The organism is Syntrophotalea acetylenivorans (assembly GCF_001887775.1).
In the GTDB taxonomy this organism is placed as follows: Bacteria; Desulfobacterota; Desulfuromonadia; order Desulfuromonadales; family Syntrophotaleaceae; genus Syntrophotalea_A; species Syntrophotalea_A acetylenivorans.
Window position 1 is genome coordinate 286,284 of sequence record NZ_CP015519.1, and the last position, 14,179, is coordinate 300,462.

Annotated in this window: 15 protein-coding genes; all 15 read left to right on the top strand. The window is 50.7% G+C overall.

Annotation, left to right across the window (positions count from 1 at the left end):
- Positions 1-55: 55 nt before the first annotated feature.
- The 15 genes from hpf to prfB all read left to right on the top strand — a co-directional run bounded on the left by hpf (position 56) and on the right by prfB (position 14,041).
- The gene (gene hpf, locus A7E78_RS01265; protein ID WP_072282568.1) at positions 56-604 is read left to right on the top strand and encodes a ribosome hibernation-promoting factor, HPF/YfiA family; all 549 of its coding nucleotides are present in this window, start codon (positions 56-58) and stop codon (positions 602-604) included.
- A gap of 70 nt (positions 605-674) precedes the next feature.
- A complete protein-coding gene (locus tag A7E78_RS01270) occupies positions 675-1,136 on the top strand; it encodes a PTS sugar transporter subunit IIA (protein WP_072282569.1) in 462 nt (153 codons plus the stop codon).
- 237 nt (positions 1,137-1,373) lie between these two features.
- On the top strand, positions 1,374-2,240 hold the full coding sequence (gene rapZ, locus A7E78_RS01275; RefSeq protein ID WP_072282570.1) for an RNase adapter RapZ: 867 nt from the start codon (positions 1,374-1,376) through the stop codon (positions 2,238-2,240).
- 4 nt (positions 2,241-2,244) lie between these two features.
- Positions 2,245-2,661, top strand: coding sequence for a PTS sugar transporter subunit IIA (locus A7E78_RS01280; protein WP_072282571.1), 417 nt, complete (start codon positions 2,245-2,247; stop codon positions 2,659-2,661).
- A 10-nt stretch (positions 2,662-2,671) separates the two neighbouring features.
- On the top strand, positions 2,672-3,148 hold the full coding sequence (locus tag A7E78_RS01285) for a PTS sugar transporter subunit IIB (protein WP_072282572.1): 477 nt from the start codon (positions 2,672-2,674) through the stop codon (positions 3,146-3,148).
- A gap of 10 nt (positions 3,149-3,158) precedes the next feature.
- A complete protein-coding gene (locus tag A7E78_RS01290; protein ID WP_083552520.1) occupies positions 3,159-3,851 on the top strand; it encodes a PTS sugar transporter subunit IIC in 693 nt (230 codons plus the stop codon).
- A 13-nt stretch (positions 3,852-3,864) separates the two neighbouring features.
- The gene (locus A7E78_RS01295; protein WP_072282574.1) at positions 3,865-4,608 is read left to right on the top strand and encodes a PTS system mannose/fructose/sorbose family transporter subunit IID; all 744 of its coding nucleotides are present in this window, start codon (positions 3,865-3,867) and stop codon (positions 4,606-4,608) included.
- 15 nt (positions 4,609-4,623) lie between these two features.
- Positions 4,624-4,890 carry an HPr family phosphocarrier protein gene (locus A7E78_RS01300; RefSeq protein WP_072282575.1) on the top strand — a complete coding sequence of 89 codons (267 nt, stop codon included), beginning with the start codon at positions 4,624-4,626 and terminating at the stop codon, positions 4,888-4,890.
- On the top strand, positions 4,877-6,682 hold the full coding sequence (ptsP, locus tag A7E78_RS01305; protein ID WP_235606775.1) for a phosphoenolpyruvate--protein phosphotransferase: 1,806 nt from the start codon (positions 4,877-4,879) through the stop codon (positions 6,680-6,682). Before A7E78_RS01300 ends, ptsP begins: the two co-directional genes overlap by 14 nt.
- A 71-nt stretch (positions 6,683-6,753) precedes the next feature.
- Positions 6,754-7,923, top strand: coding sequence for a methionine adenosyltransferase (gene metK / locus A7E78_RS01310; protein ID WP_072282576.1), 1,170 nt, complete (start codon positions 6,754-6,756; stop codon positions 7,921-7,923).
- Between the two features lie 106 nt (positions 7,924-8,029).
- Positions 8,030-9,082 (top strand): glycosyltransferase, encoded by a 1,053-nt coding sequence (locus A7E78_RS01315; RefSeq protein WP_072282577.1) that lies wholly within the window; start codon positions 8,030-8,032, stop codon positions 9,080-9,082.
- A 100-nt stretch (positions 9,083-9,182) separates the two neighbouring features.
- Complete coding sequence (locus tag A7E78_RS01320; protein ID WP_083552523.1) at positions 9,183-9,920, top strand: hypothetical protein; 738 nt, start codon at positions 9,183-9,185, stop codon at positions 9,918-9,920.
- A gap of 139 nt (positions 9,921-10,059) precedes the next feature.
- Complete coding sequence (locus A7E78_RS01325) at positions 10,060-10,986, top strand: ArsR/SmtB family transcription factor (protein WP_072282579.1); 927 nt, start codon at positions 10,060-10,062, stop codon at positions 10,984-10,986.
- A 69-nt stretch (positions 10,987-11,055) separates the two neighbouring features.
- The gene (gene ahcY / locus A7E78_RS01330; RefSeq protein WP_072282580.1) at positions 11,056-12,480 is read left to right on the top strand and encodes an adenosylhomocysteinase; all 1,425 of its coding nucleotides are present in this window, start codon (positions 11,056-11,058) and stop codon (positions 12,478-12,480) included.
- A 465-nt stretch (positions 12,481-12,945) separates the two neighbouring features.
- Positions 12,946-14,041, top strand: a protein-coding gene (prfB, locus tag A7E78_RS01335; RefSeq protein WP_201258017.1) for a peptide chain release factor 2 whose coding sequence is annotated in 2 segments (ribosomal slippage) — positions 12,946-13,005 and positions 13,007-14,041 — 1,095 coding nt in all. Because the reading frame shifts where the segments join, the coding sequence is not laid out codon by codon here.
- Positions 14,042-14,179: the final 138 nt, after the last annotated feature.

The window sequence follows — 14,179 nt, forward strand, 5'->3', positions numbered from 1 at the left end:
CAATGGCGAGGCTGTTTCAGACATTCACAAACTTCAATCCCCTGGAGGCTTATTTATGCAAATTGCCGTAACGTTCAGACACATGGAAACCAGCGATGCCGTGCGTAACTATCTTGAGGAAAAACTTTCTCGCGTCAAAAAATATATTGACGAACCGATCGATGCGCAGGCTGTTCTTTCTGTTGCAAAGAAAATTCGCCATAGCGCGGAAGTAACTCTGGTAGCCAAAGGGATTACCATTAAAGGTTCTGAACACACCAATGACATGTACGCGGCCATTGATGGAACCGTCGATAAAATTGAGCGTCAACTCAAGCGCTATAAGGAAAAACTCAAAGAACACAAACCGGCCAGCGGCCGTGAACGGCGTGTAGCCAAAACTGTTTATGCTGCGGAAAGCATTGACGAAGGCCTTGGCCAGCCCAGTATCATTCGGAGCAACAGCTTTTCTGTTAAGCCGATGGCTGTTGAAGAAGCAGTAATGCAGATGGATCTTTTGCACAAAGAGTTTCTGGTTTTTACTGATTCCACCACTGAGGAAATCAGTGTTGTTTACCGGCGTTCGGACGGTAACTACGGCCTTATCGTGCCGGAAGCTCAATAGCGGTCATTTGTTGTTTCTTTAGAGGGGGGCTTTCGCCTGCATCGTAGTGGGGCGGAAGAAGATACCAGGAATGAAGATAGTCGACTTATTAAGTCCTGCTGCTATCGTGCCGAACTTGCAGGCCACGAATAAAAAAGCTGCTTTAGAAGAATTGGCTGATGCGATTGTTGGTGTAGAGAAAGATTTGGACCGGCAGGAAGTCATCGGTGTTTTGCAAGAGAGAGAGCGATTGGGCAGCACTGGCATCGGCGAAGGCGTTGCTATTCCACATGGTAAGTTGAAGGATATCGACAAGCTGTTGATCTCTTTCGGACGTAGTGACTCCGGTGTCGAGTTCGATTCAATGGACGGCAAACCTGCTCGACTTTTCTTTCTGTTGCTGGCCCCGGAAGAGTCCGTTGGCGTGCACCTGAAGACTCTTGCAAGAATTTCAAAGTTACTCAAAAACTCAGCGGTTCGGCGCCGCTTGCTGGATGCACCGAATGGTGAAGAAATTTATCGCGTTATCGGAGAAGAAGAAGAAAAACTCTGATCAGAACCACTTTCCGGCAGGAGATTGCTACGCGTGGCGTGCCGAACTGAACAGTCCAATCACTCTTTTGTTGATTGTCTAACCGCTTTTCCTAATCTATATGTGTCCGTGGCCGCCCTCTAAATAAGAGGCGGCCACTTTTTTGCCTTGGTTTAAGGTTATCTCAGGCATCTTTCTTGATGGCCTGAGCCCATTGACGGAATGTGATTTAACTGCCCCATTTTCAGGAGACGGAAAATGAAACGTGGTCGCCTTGTTATCATCACCGGCCTGTCGGGCTCAGGCAAGAGTACTGCAGCCAGAGCCTTGGAAGATCAGGGGTTTTTTGTTGTCGACAACCTTCCGCTGGTATTGCTTCCAGAGTTTATGGAACTGCCCCAGCAATCTGCCGGGCCTTCTCCTCCTGTAGCCGTTGTTATCGATATCAGGAATCAGGATTACCTGTCCCGATATCGTGAGATTTTGCAGCAAATTAAGGACGCAGGGCATCAGGTTGACGTTCTCTTTCTTGATGCTGCAGATGATGTCCTGGTCAGGAGATACTCCGAAACACGCCGCCGTCATCCGCTGAATCAGAATGAGGGGGTGCTGGAAAGCGTTCATCAGGAGCGACGCTTATTGGCGGAGGTCATGGGAAGGGCAACTATTACCATCGATTCTTCTCTTCTTACCCCCCATCAATTGCGCGCCAAAGTGCTTCAGATTGGATTCGGCGGAGAGAAAAGTTATCCCTTGTCGGTATTGCTCCAATCCTTCGGTTTTCGTCACGGCCTGCCTGCCGGTTCCGATCTGGTAATGGATGTTCGCTTTTTACCTAATCCTCATTTCGTGGCTGAATTACGTCCCCATACGGGGTTGGATGCAGCCGTCAGCGATTATGTCATGGATCAACCGGCAACCCAGGAATTTCTTTCCTCCTTTTTGGGGTTGCTTAAATTTCTCTTGCCCCACTATCATCATGAAGGGAAGAGCTACCTGACTATATCGATTGGCTGCACAGGCGGTCATCATCGAAGTGTGGCGCTCGTGGAAAAACTACACCAGGAGCTAGACGCACCATTTATGACAATGGAAGTCCTTCACAGGGACATTGCTAAAGAGTGATGAAATGATAGGGATTGTCATAGCTACACATTCCAATATGGCCCAGGGTCTAGTTAGTGCTGCTGAAATGATTTTAGGCTCTCTGCCCGGGGTTAAGGCTATATCTATCGGGCAGAATGATGGGCCGGAAGATATCCGTCAGCATTTTACAGCCGCCCTCGATGAACTCGATCTCGCAGGGGATGGCGTATTGATTTTGACTGATATGTTTGGCGGTACACCCTCCAATATCGGTCTGTCTTTTATGAGCAATGCTCGGGTGGAAGTGCTGTCCGGGGTTAGCCTGCCGATGTTGCTTAAAGCGTGCAACGCTCGTAATGAGTTGTCACTCGAAGCTTTAGCGGTTGAGGTTAAAGAATATGCTTTGAAGAGCATTCTTCTAGCAAGTCAGCTACTGAAAGAACAGGGATCGTCGCGTTAACGGGGAGCAAATGGGGATAGTCTTAGTTCGAATCGATAATCGTTTAATCCATGGCCAGATTCTCGAAGCTTGGGTTCCTGCCCTTCAAGCCGATTGCATCGTGGTTGCAAATAATCAACTAGCTGAGATCGCCTTTCAAAAGGTTTTGATGGAATCGGCGGTTCCCAGGGGAATAAAAGTGGCCATTGGCTCTATCGAAGAGATGGCCCAGCTTCTACGCTCTGAAGAATTGAGTGCGTGCAGGGTTTTGTTGTTGTTTGGCAACGCCCAGGATGCCTTGCAGGCACATCGCCTTGGAGTATCTTTCGATGAGTTGAATTTAGGGAATTTGCACGGTGGCAAGGATAAAAAGCGATTGAGTTGTACCGTGGCGTTAAACGATGATGACATTGAGCAGTTGCAGGCTCTTGAGGATGACGGGGTAAAAGTTGTTATGCAATGTGTTCCTTCTGACCGACAACGCCTATGGCGCCGCTTGATTCGATGACAGGTAGGGTATGTACCTTTCCGCTTTAGGGATAACAGTTGCGGTGGCCGTATTGGCCGGGCTCGATAGAACCGCTGCCGGTCAATTTATGGTATGCCGGCCGATTGTAGCCGCTCCCTTGACCGGATGGCTATTGGGCGATGTTGCGATCGGATTGCAGGTCGGGGCTATGCTTGAACTTTTGTGGCTTGGCCGGTTGCCCGTGGGAGCTGCCATCCCGCCCGATGATAGTCAGGTTGCAGTCGGCTGTACCTTCCTGGCTGTAGTCAGCCAGGCTCAAACCGGTTTGCCGCCTCAGGCTGTGGCGGCAGCCAGCCTATTGATCGGAATGCCCTTTGGTAAGGCTGGGCAGTTATTCGATCGCCTGGCGAGGTTGGCGAACGCTCGTTTGTTAAATAAAGCCGAATTAGCCCTCGATAGGGGGCGATTTGAATGTTTGGAGAGATATCATCTGCAGGGGTTGTGGCATTTCGCTGCTGCATCTCTGGCAACTTTGACGATTGTTGTCGGGGGAGGACTTCTTTGCCTGCCCATATTTTTAAGTTATCTTGATGGACCGTTAATTCAGGCGGCTCCCTGGATCTACTTGCTGTTTCCATTAATCGGGATCGGTTCAATGCTTAGCGGTCTAAAGGTCCCACGTGCCTCTTTGCTATTTGGCGTTTCTTTTGTGTTCGGATTGTTTTTTCTGGCCTTACGATAAGAGGCAGTAACGTATGAAGTTGCCACGCTCTGTATTGTTGAAGGTACTTTCCAGGTCTTTTTTGCTTCAGACCAGCTGGAATTATGAGCAGATGCAGAGCCTCGGCCTGGTTTACACTCTGACACCCGCTTTTCGTCAGTATTACTCCGGGGTGACGTTGCTCTCAGCTTATCGTCGACATCTGGAGTATTTCAACACCCATCCCTATCTTGCGACGACGGTGATCGGTGCCGTGCTAAAGCTTGAAGAACAAGTACAGCAAGGGATCGACCCGGGTTTCACCCTTGGTGAGTTCAAGTCTGCGATGGTAGCTCCTTGCGCTGCCATGGGGGATGCGTTTTTCTGGGGAGCTGTGCGGCCCGCAGCTGCAGTGGCTGCTTTGCTCTGGGCTTTTCATGGTTCTTTGTGGGGACCGGTCCTCTTTATTGTTTTATTTAATCTGCCCCATTTCTGGTTTCGTATACAGGGTTTGGTTAAAGGATACGGTGGTGGCGTGAGGGTGGTTTCCACCCTACAGCGTTGGCATCTCTCCGATTGGGCCATCCATCTCAAGCAGGTCTTGGTTGTGCTGCTCGGTTTGCTGGCTGCCGCTATTGGTGCAGCAGCCACGAAACACCTGTCTGTAGGGATTTTTTGGGGGTTATGTGTTGCTCCTATTGCATTGGGGTTATGTACCTTGATGAGGCGTCGTGTTTCGTCATTATTAATTATAATAGCCTCGTCGCTGTTTTTGCTGGGTTGGTTTCAGCTGCATTGATAGAAGGATTGTACGATGGTAGAGAAGGGCTTCATCATAGTTAATCGTTTGGGTCTGCATGCCAGGGCCGCAGCTCAACTAGTCAAAACTGCTAACCAATTCTGCTCCGAGGTAGTCGTTGTCAAGGAAGATGAAGAGGTTAACGGCAAGAGTATTATGGGGATTCTGATGCTTGCAGCGGCCCAGGGGTCGGAAATTACGGTGCAGGTCACTGGAGACGACGCCGAGCTGGCCATTGAGGCTATTGGCAAACTGATCGAGGACGGCTTTGGAGAAGAATAACCGGACAATCGTAGAAGATATCACTCTTTTTGGTATTGGCGCTTCCCCTGGTATTGCCATCGGGGCCAGCTATGTACTGGATCGCAAGCGGATCAAGCCGGTCGAGCGAAAGATTTCTGCCAGCGAGGTTAGTGAGGAAATCAAAGCGTTTCGGGATGCAGTAAGGGTCTCGAAAAAGCAACTGGAAGACGTCAAGCAAGGAGTCGCTGATCGTCGTCTGGCCGAGCATCTACATATTATCGATACGCATTTGTTGATCCTGGAAGATCAATTGCTCGTCGATGATTCCATTGCCCTGATCGAAAGTGATTTAATCAACGCAGAATGGGCTCTAAAGCGCACCCTGGATAAATTTCGCATAGTCTTCGATGCTATTGAGGATGAATATCTACGGGACCGCCGCTCCGATATCGATTCTGTTGGTGAGCGCTTACTACGGAACCTGATAGGTGCCGATCAACAGTCTCTTGCCGAGTTAGAGCGAAAATCAATTGTTGTGGCACACGATCTTTCACCGGCCGATACCATGCAAATGGATAAGAAGCGGGTGATCGGTTTTATTACCGATGTCGGTGGTCGCACCGCCCATACAGCGATTCTTGCCCGTTCTCTCGGTATCCCCGCTGTGGTCGGTCTGGAGTCGGCCACGGCCTTAGTACGCGAAGGTATGCCGGTCATTATTGACGGCACTTCCGGAATCGTTATCTTGAATCCCTCCCAGGCAACCTTTAAGGAGTACCTGGAGAAGAAGCAGCTATACGAATATCTTGAACAGGAGCTGCTTAGTTACCGCGAGTTGGCCGCCGAGACTCTTGACGGTCATAGCATCACTCTGCGCGGCAATGTTGAGTTGGCCGAAGAAGTTGACTTGGCTCTGCGTGAAGGCGCTAAAGGGGTAGGGCTGTATCGTACCGAATTTCTCTTTATGAACCGAGAGCGGATTCCGGACGAGGAAGAACAATATCTGGCTTATCGTGAGGTCGTTGAGCGCATGGCCCCTCATCCGGTTACTATCCGGACCCTTGATGTTGGTGGCGATAAACTGGTGACTGACATCGACCTTTCCGATGAGGCCAACCCGGCGCTGGGGTTGCGGGCGATACGCTTTTCTCTGCAAGAGGGAAAACTTTTCAATACCCAGTTGCGGGCTATTTTAAGAGCCTCCGCCCATGGCCAGGTTCGAATTCTGTTCCCTATGATTACAGGGCTGGCGGAAATCAGGAGTTGTAAAAACCTTCTTGAAGAGGTCAAGGCAGAATTAGCCGCGGAAGGGTATGCTTTTGACGCGGATATTCAAATTGGCATCATGATCGAGACGCCTTCTGCCGTTCTGATTGCGGAACTTCTGGCCCAGGAAGTGGACTTCTTATCGGTCGGCACCAACGATCTGATTCAGTATTGTCTTGCCATCGACCGTGGCAATGAACATGTGGCCTATCTGTACGAGCCTCTTCACCCTGCCGTTTTGCGCGCGCTTCAGATGGTCTGCCGTGCCGGACAGAGTGCTGGAATTGAAGTGGGTATTTGTGGTGAAATGGCTGCCGAGCCTCTTTATGCCTTGGTGCTATTGGGACTCGGTTTTGACGAACTGTCGATGAATGCTCCTTATCTTCCCCGGGTCAAGCGTATCATACGCCAAGCCCGCCGGTCCGAGGCGTTGGAGTTGGTGACCGAACTCCTGCAGTTCGGTACCGCACCGGAAGTTGCCTCCTGCCTTCAAAAAGAAATGCAGCAGCGCTTCCCGGGGATTTTTCCCGTTCAGCAAATCCGCAAGGCGGTAACCGATTCTTGACTTTCAATCCACAGCCGATCTAAAATCCAACGTTTTCAACTATTAAATTTATAATAGGAGGCATAATCTCCATGGCTATGACCGATTTTCTGTTTACCTCTGAATCTGTAAGTGAAGGACATCCGGACAAGGTTGCCGACCAGATTTCCGATAGCGTGCTCGATGCTATCATTGCTCAGGACCCCGAGTGCCGTGTTGCCTGCGAAACCATGGTGACTACCGGTATGGCTATGGTAGCCGGGGAAATCACCACCACCGCCAAAGTCGATTATCCGGGTGTGGTGCGGCAGGCGATTAAGGATATCGGGTATAACGACTCGGCTATGGGTTTTGACTGGGAAACCTGCGCCGTACTGACCTCCATCGACTGTCAGTCACCAGATATTTCCCAGGGGGTAACTGAGGGCCAGGGCATGTTTAAGGAGCAGGGCGCCGGCGACCAAGGCTTGATGTTCGGCTATGCTTGCGATGAAACTGCCGAACTGATGCCTATGCCTATCACCTATGCACATCGATTGACCAGCCGCATGGCTGAAGTTCGTAAAAGCGGTCTTCTGACCTTCCTGCGCCCCGACAGCAAGTCTCAGGTTTCCATTCAGTATATTAACGACAAGCCGATTCGTGTTGATGCAGTGGTTGTTTCCTCTCAACACACCCCTGACGTTACCTACGAGACTCTGCGTGAAGCTCTGATCGAAGAAGTGGTCAAGCATGCGATCCCCGCGGAAATGATGGACGAAAATACCAAGTATTTCATCAATCCGACAGGCCGTTTTGTCGTCGGTGGGCCGCAGGGAGATTGCGGTCTCACAGGGCGTAAAATTATTGTCGACACCTATGGTGGCCAAGGTTCTCACGGTGGCGGGGCCTTCTCCGGGAAAGATCCTTCCAAGGTCGATCGCAGCGCTTCCTACATGGCCCGCTATGTCGCTAAGAATGTCGTGGCTGCCGGTCTGGCTAAAAAGTGCGAAGTTCAGCTGGCCTATGCCATCGGTGTGGCCGAACCGGTTTCGGTGATGATCAATACCTTTGGTACCGGAGTGATTCCCTCCAATGATATCGCCCGTGTGGTGCAAGAGGAGTTCGATATGCGCCCCGCTGCGATTATCACCACCCTGGATCTGTTGCGGCCCATTTATAAAAAGACCGCTGCTTATGGACATTTTGGTCGTGAGTTGCCCGAGTTTACCTGGGAGAGGACGGACCGCATTGAGTCTCTGCGGCAGAAAGCAGGCATCTGACCACAGTTCAATACGTGATAAAAGGCGAGCCGTTTGGTTCGCCTTTTGTTTTTTTAGTGCACCAATCACCTTATTTTCAGATTGTACGTGACATGTTTTCGATCCCATGATGCTCTCTGTTGTTGTACCGATTCTTAATGAGATTGACCAGTTATCTCAACTGTTCGATATGCTCTCTCTTCAGGCGGGAGTCTCTTTTGAGTTGATTCTGGTTGACGGCGGATCAACGGACGGAAGTTTTGAAAGAGCTAAAGAACTCGCTGCCGGGGCATCTTTTCCCTGTCGGGTGGCTTCCACTCAGAAGGGGCGTGGTCGGCAACTTAATGAAGGAACCCGGCTCAGCTCCGGAGAATCGCTATTGTTCCTTCATGCGGACAGCCAATTTGTAGATAATATGGCACTGGCAAAAGCCCTGAACTGTTTTCAGGCGGCTCTTAAGAGTGCCGGTCATAACCGCATTGCCGGGCATTTCTCTTTAAGATTTCAAAGGGAGACCTCCAAAGGGCATTTTGGTTTTTATTATCTGGAGAGTAAGGCCCGTCTTGACCGCCCTGGTTGTATCCATGGCGACCAGGGTTATTTAATGCAACGGCGCTTTTTCGATCAAATTGGCCCCTTTGACGAGTCCCTGGGGTTTTTGGAAGATAATCGCCTGGCAGACTCGGTGCGGAACGCTGGTTCTTGGGTATTGTTGCCGGTAGAACTGCTGACTTCCAGCCGTCGCTTTGTGCAGGAAGGGTTCCGCCAGCGACAAATGCTGAATGCCCTGATCATGAATCTTGAAGCACTGGGCCTGAACGATTGGCTGAGGGGCTTGCCTGACATCTATCGGTTGCAGGGCCATACTCAAGAATTGCATTTAATACCTTTTTTCCACGATATCAACGAACGCCTGTCTCTGCTTTCACGGAAAGAACAACGACAATTCTGGTTACAAACCGGGCATTATTCTGTGGCCAATGCTTGGCAGCTGGCTTTTTTGGTGGATGTAAAAGGTGCTTTTCACAAAAATCTGCGTCCAGGTGAAGGTCGAAGAACGTTGCTCAGCACTTTTGATCGCATCTTGCATCCCTTGATCGACCATTTTTTAGGGTATCGATTTGCCGGGATGGTGATCCGTTTTTGGTTTCGTGGAATACTTAAGAAACTCTCGGTTTGAAAATGGGCCAGACACAGATGTTTGATAGCATTCTATTGCCACGGGGGAGTTGTGGTAAAGTTAATGGTAGATATTTACCGCTCAGGGAAAGGATATGACCATGAGACGAAAGAGACATTTGTTTTTAGGGCTCCTGGCTCTGTTGGTTGGCATCACGCCTGCCTGCACATCCTATAAAAGCCAGGAGGTTTCTTTTAAGCCGCCTACGGCTTATGGAAACATGCAGCAGGTAGCCGGGTCACAGATTGCTGCCCAATCCTATGCCGATAGCTCGGCTGCCAAGCAGGCTTTCGGTTTCGATATCCGTTCGGCAGGTCTTCTTCCTGTGCAGGTGATTATCGATAATGGCGGCGACAGTGCCTTGGATGTCGTTCCCGAGCAGACCTTTTTGATCGACGCCGAGGGTAATCTGTGGAGCCTTTTAGACAGCCGGACGGCGTACCAACGCGTGGAGAAGAGTTCGGAATATGCCCGTATCGCTAAAGGCGGTGGAAAGGGGTCCCTGCTAGGGGGTGCCGGCGGTGCGGCCATCGGTGCGGCCATCGGTATTCTAACCGGTGATAGTGTCGCCGAGGCGGCATTTAGGGGTGCGGCCGTCGGCGCAGCTGGTGGTGCGGTCATTGGTGGCACTCAGGCGAGCACTTCCGGCGATGCCAGCCGCCAGATTGGACGCGATTTGGCCACTAAGCAATTGGTCAATCAAGCGGTGCAGCCGGGCAGCTTGGCCAACGGATTCTTGTTCTTCCCGGGTGAAGCCCCGTCCGCGGCTCAATTACGTTTGCAAATAAGAGAAACCCAAAGCGGCTTGGTACATAAGGTGATGATTCCCCTGCCTTGATTTCTGTTCAGAAACAGCTCTCCGTCCAACAATAATGGGAACGAACCAGTGGTTCGTTCCCATTATTTCATCTTGACCTGCCGGGTTCCTCATGATAGATCAATATAACTTGATCTATTGTTGAGGGAAAGCAGATAAAATGTTGCAACTTCTCAAAGCGCTGGCGGACCCGACCCGCCTGCGAATACTAGGTATTCTGGCTCACGGTGAATTTACGGTCCAGGAATTGACCGCTATCCTTGCTATGGGGCAGTCTCGAATTTCCCGTCATTTGCGTATCCTCACCGAGGCTGGAATCGCCTCCGTCAAGCGACAAGGAACCTGGGGCTACTATAGGCTGGATAAGGGTGGTAGGCTTTTTGACGACCTGTGGCGCAACCTGGAACAGCATCTCGATAGTCTGGCCGAGTGGCCAAAGGACCGGGATAATCTTATGTCAGCTCTTGAGGAACGTCGTTGTCGCAGTCAGAGGTTCTTTGATCAACATGCGACCCAGTGGGATCAACTGGCTCGTGAACTGCTGCCAGTGGCTGATTATCGAAACCAGCTCCTTCAACAGGTGCCGCGTTGCCATACTTTGTTAGAGCTGGGCGGCGGTACTGGATCGATGTTGCCCGCATTGGCGAATAAGGCGGATCGAATTCTGGCCGTCGATCATTCCGCTGCGATGTTGGCGGAAGCAAGAAAATATGCCGAGCGGCAGGCTTTAAAAAATATCGATTTTCGTTTAGGGGAAATGAGCCATTTGCCTTTAGGTGATGCCGAGGTGAACTGGGCCGTTCTCGACATGGTGTTGCATCATGCCCCGCGACCGGCCCTGGTGTTACATGAACTTTCCCGTGTGCTCAACTCTCATGGTGGCGTGACGATTGCTGACTTGCAGCGCCATGAGCAGGAATGGGTGCGAACCAGGCTGGCCGACCAATGGCTGGGTTTTGATATTGCCGAGATGGAAAACTGGTTTATTGAGGCTGGATTTGAAAAACCGGAATTTCATTATGTTTCTGCCATCGGACAAAAACATGATGTGCTTTTGTGTACTGCTCGAAAAAGGGTAGTTGAATAGTAGTTCGCATTTCGAATTTAAGAAAAATGACCGTTACATCATTTCATTAACAATAAGGAGTACTTCAGTATGACAAACACCGTCGATACAGACTATTTGATCAAGGATCTTGCTCTGGCGGATTGGGGACGTAAAGAAATTCGTATTGCCGAAGCTGAAATGCCGGGCTTGATGGCATTGCGTGAGGAATTTGGAGATCAGAAACCTCTAGCCGGAGCTCGTATTACCGGTTCTTTGCACATGACGATTCAGACCGCGGTTTTGATCGAGACCCTGGTCGAACTGGGAGCTGATGTGCGCTGGGCCAGTTGCAACATATATTCAACACAGGATCATGCCGCCGCTGCCATTGCTGCTGCTGGCATCCCTGTGTTCGCTTATAAGGGAGAGACCCTTGAGGAGTACTGGCAATATACCAAGTCAGCCCTTAACCACCCGGACGGTCCGAATCTGATTGTCGATGATGGCGGCGATGCTACCTTGCTGGTGCACCGAGGCGTGGAACGGGAAATGGAATTTGAAAAAACAGGAAAGTTGCCGGCCATATCGACGGACAATAAAGAGCTGACCATCGTCGACCAGTTGCTTAATGATACCCTTGAAGAAGACTCCAGTTTCTGGAGGCGTATGGCCGAAGGCCTCAAAGGGGTCAGTGAAGAGACGACCACCGGAGTCCATCGCCTCTATCAGATGGCCCGCGAGGGCAGCCTGATGTTCCCGGCTTTTAACGTCAACGATTCGGTTACCAAAAGCAAGTTCGACAATCTCTACGGCTGCCGCGAGTCCCTTCTAGATGGCATCAAGCGGGCGACCGATGTCATGGTGGCCGGCAAAAAGTGCGTTGTGCTCGGTTATGGGGATGTCGGCAAGGGATGTGCACAGGCCTTTCGCGGCATGGGCGCCATGGTCTTTGTTACTGAGGTCGATCCCATCTGTGCTTTACAGGCCGCCATGGAAGGGTTCCCGGTCGTGAAAATGGATGAGGCCTGCGCCTATGGTGACATTTTTGTCACAACGACCGGTAATGTTGACGTTATTACTCGCGATCACATGGACCGGATGAAAAATGAAGCCATCGTCTGTAATATTGGCCACTTTGATTCGGAAATCCAGGTCGATGCCGTCTACGATGACCCCAACCTGGTGGTCCATGAAGTCAAGCCTCAAGTTGAACAGGTCGAGTGGCCCGATGGCAAGCGGGTGACCATTCTGGCCCGCGGTCGCCTGGTCAACCTCGGCTGCGCCACCGGACATCCTTCCTTCGTAATGTCGGCTTCTTTTACGAACCAGGTTTTGGCTCAGATTGAATTATGGGTCAATCCCGACAATTATGAAAACCAGGTTTATGTGTTGCCCAAACAGTTGGACGAAAAGGTGGCCCGTCTGCATCTAGGTAAGCTGGAGGTAGCTTTGACGGAAATGACCCCTAAGCAGGCCGAGTATCTCGGTGTTGAGGTGGATGGCCCTTACAAGCCCGATCATTACCGCTATTGAGGCCTTTTCCTTTTCAGGTGTCGCTTGCTCCTTCGATCGCAGCCTCTAGGTTGTGTAATTGCACAGTCTCTAACAAGGGTTTCAACCGCGATTTTTTACGGAATGGCACGTGGCGACCGGACGGGAGGGTAGTACAATTGGTAAGACATAAGATCTGATCGTAACGGGTATGCGAATCAGGTCTGAAACCTCCATCTTTTGGCGCGTTGTCCTTCCCTCCTGAGCAACGCGCCTTTTTTATGTTTATTTTACTGGTATAGCTGGTTGGGCATAAGTAGGTTGTGTTTAGCTAGTTGCCCACCCGAAGTTTTCGGAGGGGCAACTAGCTAGGATTGAATGTCCCAATAAGTATTTGATGCCTACTGTGGATATGAACAGGTGAAGATGCTACAACTGCACCTTGCCCTGTCAACGACGAGTCGTTATAATCCCCCGAATTGATATTTTGCTGAAGGAGCAATTGTTATGTTTCGTGAAGAAAATGAGGCCTTAAAGAAACTCCAGGTCAAGCTCGATGAGCTGAGGGGGTATCTTTGAATTACCGGCTAAAAAAGAGCGTATTGCTGAGCTAGAGGCAGAGATTGCGCGTCCCGGTTTCTGGGATCAGGGCGATAAAGCTCAGGATTTGCTGAAAGAGCGTACCGGCCTGGAGAAGATCGTAGAGCAGTGGGAACAGGCGGCCAGGGAACTTGAAGACCTTCAGGTTCTGGTGGAGTTGGGAGAAGAGGGCGAGGATCAGGAATCTCTGGATGAAGTGCGAGATTTACTACCGGCCTTGACCAAACGGGTGGATAAGATGGAATTTGCCCGCATGCTGTCCGGTGAGTATGACGCCAACAACGCCATTTTCAGTATCAACGCTGGTGCCGGAGGACTTGAGGCTCAGGATTGGGCCGATATGTTGCTGCGCATGTATCTGCGCTTTTTTGAAAAACGGGGTTACAAAACCGATATCACTGACTATCAGCCCGCTGAAGAAGGCGGGATCAAGAGTGTTACCCTGACAGTGGAAGGGGATCATGTCTACGGCTGGTTGCGTTCAGAGATCGGTATTCATCGCCTGGTGCGGATTTCACCCTTTGACTCCAATGCCCGAAGGCATACGTCCTTCAGCTCGGTTTTCGTTTTCCCCGAACTGTCCGACGAAGTTGAGGTTGAAATCAACGAAAAGGATCTCAAAGTCGACACCTATCGTGCCAGTGGTGCCGGTGGGCAGCATGTCAATAAGACCGATTCCGCTATTCGCATCACCCATATTCCTACCAACACCGTGGTGGCCTGCCAGAATGAGCGTTCCCAACATAAAAACCGGGCTACTGCGTTAAAACAACTCAAAGCACGACTTTTCGAGTTGGAGCGTCGCAAAAAAGCAGAAGAGGCTTCCTCTATTGCCGGAGAGAAAATGGAGATCGGCTGGGGCAGTCAGATTCGTTCCTATGTGTTGCACCCGTATCGCATGGTTAAGGACCATCGTACCGGTTTTGAGGTAGGTAATGCCGATGCCGTTCTCGACGGGGATCTCGATGGTTTCATCGAAGCGTATCTGCTAAGCGATCAGTAGGAGTCCTCGGCGTCTTTTTTTCTGCTGGAACCGGCGCTTTTTAGACTGCTGGAAGGGCTTTCTCAGAGGCCCGAAGAGGCCGTCAAAACGGGCTTTTCCCTTGACTTGCCTGGGGGCATTGTTTAAGGTGCCTTGTTT